The 4,434-nt window shown below is 30.0% G+C and carries 5 protein-coding genes and 1 pseudogene; 5 read left to right on the forward strand and 1 reads right to left on the reverse strand.

Annotated elements, in window-relative coordinates; translation table 11 throughout:
• The first annotated feature begins 121 nt into the window (after positions 1-121).
• Positions 122-433, forward strand: coding sequence for a response regulator (locus CXF67_RS08260; protein WP_180957927.1), 312 nt, complete (start codon positions 122-124; stop codon positions 431-433).
• Positions 434-469: 36 nt separating this feature from the next.
• Complete coding sequence (locus CXF67_RS08265) at positions 470-859, forward strand: response regulator (protein ID WP_102088329.1); 390 nt, start codon at positions 470-472, stop codon at positions 857-859.
• Positions 860-1,305: 446 nt separating this feature from the next.
• On the opposite strand, the pseudogene CXF67_RS08270 reads toward CXF67_RS08265, so the two are convergent.
• Positions 1,306-1,587, reverse strand: a pseudogene (locus CXF67_RS08270) (winged helix-turn-helix transcriptional regulator).
• A 164-nt stretch (positions 1,588-1,751) separates the two neighbouring features.
• Between CXF67_RS08270 and CXF67_RS08275 the strand changes: the two are divergent.
• The 3 genes from CXF67_RS08275 (at position 1,752) to CXF67_RS18765 (ending at position 4,228) form a co-directional block, all read left to right on the forward strand.
• Positions 1,752-2,696, forward strand: a complete 945-nt coding sequence (locus CXF67_RS08275) for an NADP-dependent oxidoreductase (protein ID WP_102088330.1) — start codon at positions 1,752-1,754, stop codon at positions 2,694-2,696.
• 814 nt (positions 2,697-3,510) lie between these two features.
• A complete protein-coding gene (locus CXF67_RS08280) occupies positions 3,511-3,690 on the forward strand; it encodes a hypothetical protein (RefSeq protein ID WP_102088331.1) in 180 nt (59 codons plus the stop codon).
• A 403-nt stretch (positions 3,691-4,093) separates the two neighbouring features.
• Complete coding sequence (locus CXF67_RS18765) at positions 4,094-4,228, forward strand: hypothetical protein (protein ID WP_257984636.1); 135 nt, start codon at positions 4,094-4,096, stop codon at positions 4,226-4,228.
• The last annotated feature ends 206 nt before the right edge of the window (positions 4,229-4,434 follow it).

Consider the following 4,434-nt stretch of genomic DNA (forward strand, 5'->3'; position numbering starts at 1 on the left):
ACCAATTTAACTGTGTGGTAGATTATATAGAAAAACCATTAAATCAATATAAAGTGAGACAAGCACTGGGAAAAGCAAACTTGAATTAATGTTGCTAATAATAAAGACAAGGATATTATTAATGGATGATAACGATATTGGAAATTTTTTATCAGAAATGGAATCAACAAAAATGGACTTTAACGCTATTATCACAGTCACAGATGACAAACAAGCCTTAGGCAATTTAAAAAAAGAGAATTGTCTTAACTTAGTGTTCTTAGACCTTAATATGCCAGTTATGGATGGTTTTTCTTTTCTTGCCCGAGCATTAAAAGAACTCTTGTGCATGCAGATGAACATGATAATACTTGCCTCATTCACTTGCCAAAAGGATAAAGATCAAGCCAGCCAATTTGGTAGATTATATAGAAAAGCCACTAAATTAATATAAAGTGCGACAAGCACTGGAACAAGTAAACTAAAACTAATGCTACCAACAATTGAAACAAGTATACTATTAGTTGACGATGACGATATTGGAATTTTTTTATCAGAAATGGTATTATCAAAAATGGGCTTTAACGCTATTACTGCAGTCACAGATGGCAAACAAGCTTTAGACAGTCTAAAAAAAAAGAACTGTCCTGACTTGGTGTTTTTAGACCTTAATATGCCAGTTATGGATGGCTTCTCTTTTCTTAACCGAGCAGTAAAAGAGTCTTCGTGCATGAAGATGAAAGTGGTCATACTTACCTCATCCATGCGTCAAAAGGACAAAGATCGGGCTAGCCAATTTAACTGTGTGGTAGATTATATAGAAAAACCACTAAATAAAGATAAAGTACAACAAGTACTTGAAAAAGTAAACTTGAAATAATGCTACGAGCAAAGAACTGAGGCAGGAAACAAGCCTTTTCTGCATTAATTTGAAGCATTAGTAGTCTAGGCTCAGAGGTTCATATTTTTCAATCTCTGAGCCCTTTTTTTTGTTTTTATTCTACCTGTCTAGGCAAAACAGAAACTTTCAACTTTATAATCAACGGTGAAGCAAAGGGTTTTTGTAAACCCGTTGGGCCTCCAACCCAAGGTAATCGTAAAACCATTACAGGCCATTAATCAATTGGTAATTTGCCTATTAGTAGCTATAAAACATCATATTTATAAATGTTACTAAGCTAATGTTGAAGCATTTATAATAGAGTGTATTCTAATATTTAGATTTTAGAGGTAGATTAATTACCTCTAAAACTTCACCATTTATTAAGGTATATTTTAATGTTAAGACTTTTTAGCAACAAGCAAATCTATTAAGAAAATATTGTTTTAAAAATTTGGTAGTAACATAATCCCCCCATTAGCTATAGAAGTTAAAAGAGGAATCAGTGTTTTTCCAAATTCGGATAGAGAATATTCGACTTTTAAAGGTGGTTTTTTAGAAAACACTTTTCCTTTAATAATCCTACCTTCTTGTAAAGTTTTTAATTACAGGCGGAGTGTTCTTTCCGCAACAGTTTGCATTCCTTTCCTAATTTCATTGTACCTCAACGGCTTCTCTATAAAATGAAATAGTATCACCGTTTTCCACCTACCGCCTATTAATGCCATGGTAACACTTTAATGTCAAGGATATTCTTTTCCTTTTATTAAATGCATAATTCCTTATTTTAAATAAATTTTAAACTATCCTTTCTGACCGTTATCTTACAAACTAAAAACTTTATTTAATTTTGCAACTATAAAAACAATAGTTTAAATATAAAATAAAAAAAATGAAGGCGATAGTATTAAAACAAGCAGGCGGTGTAGAAAATTTTATAATTAAGGATATTGAAAAACCAAACATAAAAGAAAATGAAGTTCTTATTTCAGTAAAAGCAATAAGTATTAATCCTGTAGATTTTAAAGTAAGAGTTCTTGAAGACTTCCTAAATTCATTAAATGGAGCAGAACGCCCAGCTATTATAGGATGGGATATATCTGGAGCTATTGTTGCTATTGGAAATAATGTAACAAAATTTGAAATTGGAGATAATGTATTTGGTATGATAAACTTTCCTGGAAGTGGTAAGGCTTATGCAGAATTTGTGGCAGCACCTGAAAATCAATTGGCTAAAATCCCTAAAAACATATCTTTTAATGAAGCAGCAGCTACAACTTTGGCTGCATTAACTACTCTACAAACATTAAAACCAAGAGTTAAGAAAGGTGATCGCGTACTAATACATGGTGGTTCTGGTGGCGTGGGTCATTTTGCTATTCAGATTGCAAAATCATTAGGTGCTTATGTAATTTCTACAAGTTCTGCAAAAAATAAGAGTTTTATACTATCACTTGGTGCTGACGAGCATATAGATTACAATTCTCAAAAATTTGAAGAAATTCTTACAGATGTAGATTTTGTGCTGGATATGTTTAATGGAGATATTCTACTCAATTCAATAAAAGTTACAAAAAAAGGAGGCACAATTATTTCATTACCAACAGCTGACTTCTCTGATGAGATTTTGAAATTAGCAAAAGAACGCAATGTTGACGTTTCTTTCACTATGGTGCAATCCAATGGAGATGATATGAACACTCTTAAAAACATGCTGGAAAGTGAAGCTATAAAACCGCATATTTCTAAAACATTTGCTTTTGAAAAAATGGGAGATGCTCACTCACACCTTGAAATTGGTAGAACTGTTGGAAAAGTAATCGTGACAATGAAGTAAGAAAAGCACTAAAAGCCAACAAAGAACTGAGGTAAAAACAACTCTTTTCTATTTTAATTTGAAACACTAATAGTCTAGGCTCATGAATTCATAAAACTGATTCTTTGAGTTTTTTTGTTGTGTTTTTTTTATGACTAGACCAAACAGAAACCTTCAACTTTATTATCAACGGTGAAGCAATCCAAGATAATTGCAAAATCATTAATCAGCTATTGATTTGCCTATTAGAAGCTATAAAACATCATATTTACAATTGTTACTAGGGTAGTGTTGAAGCATTTATAATTGAGTGTATTCTAATATTGTGATTTGAGAGGTAGATTAATTACCTCCGAGATTTCACTATTTATTAAAGTATGTTTTAATGTTAAGAATTTTAAGACAATAAAAAAACACTAAATTTATTCTTTAGATAAAGTGGATAACATAATTAGCTGTTCATCCATACGTTAGGCACAATTACTTTTTTTCGGGAAGGAAAATAATTATTTTAAGGTAATCTTTAGGCCTCGAAAAGAGAAAATGCATCTGAAAATAATAAATATAAGTAATTAATTTTTAAATAATTGAAAAAATGTTAATCAGAATAAAACACTAGTTTACAAATTGAAAAGACATCGCTAAAATATTTTGTTTTAGACTTTTAATCTCACTTTACGCTTGTGGAAAAGAAGAATGGGACATTACTCTTTACGAACAAAAAATAGAAGGAACTTCGAAAGCTATTTACAAATATGATGCTTGGGGAGGACGTGATACACATAAAGCTGGATATGCAATTTTAGACACTACTAAGATTTTCAAAATTCAAGGAATGAAGAGTATTATTCTAGATTATTTCATAGAAATACCACATAAAAATTTAATTGAAGTTGTTGTGATTGATGATGTTCCATATAAAGAAATGCAAAAAACGAAAGAGACTTACATCCCAACGAAGTCAAAGGAATCAGAAATTCAAGGAATAAATATTAAAACTAAATATTATCAATAGAAAGGTTATAGACAAGCAAATAGTAAACATTTAAGTCATGAATTCTCTGATTTTAAGGAAACCAAAGACAGTATTTGTTTTTATGATTTAAATTATGTCTATTATAAGTTTAAAACACATCATAAAGACAGTATAAAAATAAAAAAGGAACAGAATACAAACAAGCAAAGAATAGATGTAGAAATTAAAAAATTAATATTTTCGGAATTGGTAAATCATAGTCTAATACCTTATAAATTCTCAAATTTCAGAGAATCCAAAGACAGCTTTTGTTTTTATGATTTAAGTTTTAACACAAGTAAGAAACAATTAGCTTATAAAGACAGCACAAAGGAAAAATGGACATGTTATAATCCGACAGAATATTAACAAAGAAATAATAGCTATAGAAATCAAAAATTTAATGTTTTCAGAATTTGCTAATGATAGTCTCGTTTCAAAAATGCATCATGTCTTTAAGCCTAAGTATAAAGTAAAATCAATCGAATTTTCAGATTATGGAATTTTTAAAGAGAAAATAACTTCATATAATGACTAAGCATACGGCATGCCGATAGGCCAACGCTATATGATCTTGATTGATCTGGGATTTGCAAGTAAGGGATAATTCGAGGAGATGGCAATTGTTTGGCAATTATTAAAAAATCGCCAAACAATTACCAGACAATTATCGAAATAATTAAAAAATTTTAACTTGAAATTTATTATTTTTTTACGCTAACATTTGATATAACATCCAATATG

This window comes from Psychroflexus sp. MES1-P1E (assembly GCF_002836055.1).
Taxonomy (GTDB): domain Bacteria; phylum Bacteroidota; class Bacteroidia; order Flavobacteriales; family Flavobacteriaceae; genus Psychroflexus.

What these genes read in the sequence shown, in the direction of transcription:
- CXF67_RS08260 (WP_180957927.1), top strand. Translation starts at nt 122, where the DNA reads ATGGATGATAACGATATTGGAAATTTTTTATCAGAAATGGAATCAACA.
- CXF67_RS08280 (WP_102088331.1), top strand. Translation starts at nt 3,511, where the DNA reads ATGAAGAGTATTATTCTAGATTATTTCATAGAAATACCACATAAAAAT.
- CXF67_RS08265 (WP_102088329.1), top strand. Translation starts at nt 470, where the DNA reads ATGCTACCAACAATTGAAACAAGTATACTATTAGTTGACGATGACGAT.
- CXF67_RS08275 (WP_102088330.1), top strand. Translation starts at nt 1,752, where the DNA reads ATGAAGGCGATAGTATTAAAACAAGCAGGCGGTGTAGAAAATTTTATA.
- CXF67_RS18765 (WP_257984636.1), top strand. Translation starts at nt 4,094, where the DNA reads ATGTTTTCAGAATTTGCTAATGATAGTCTCGTTTCAAAAATGCATCAT.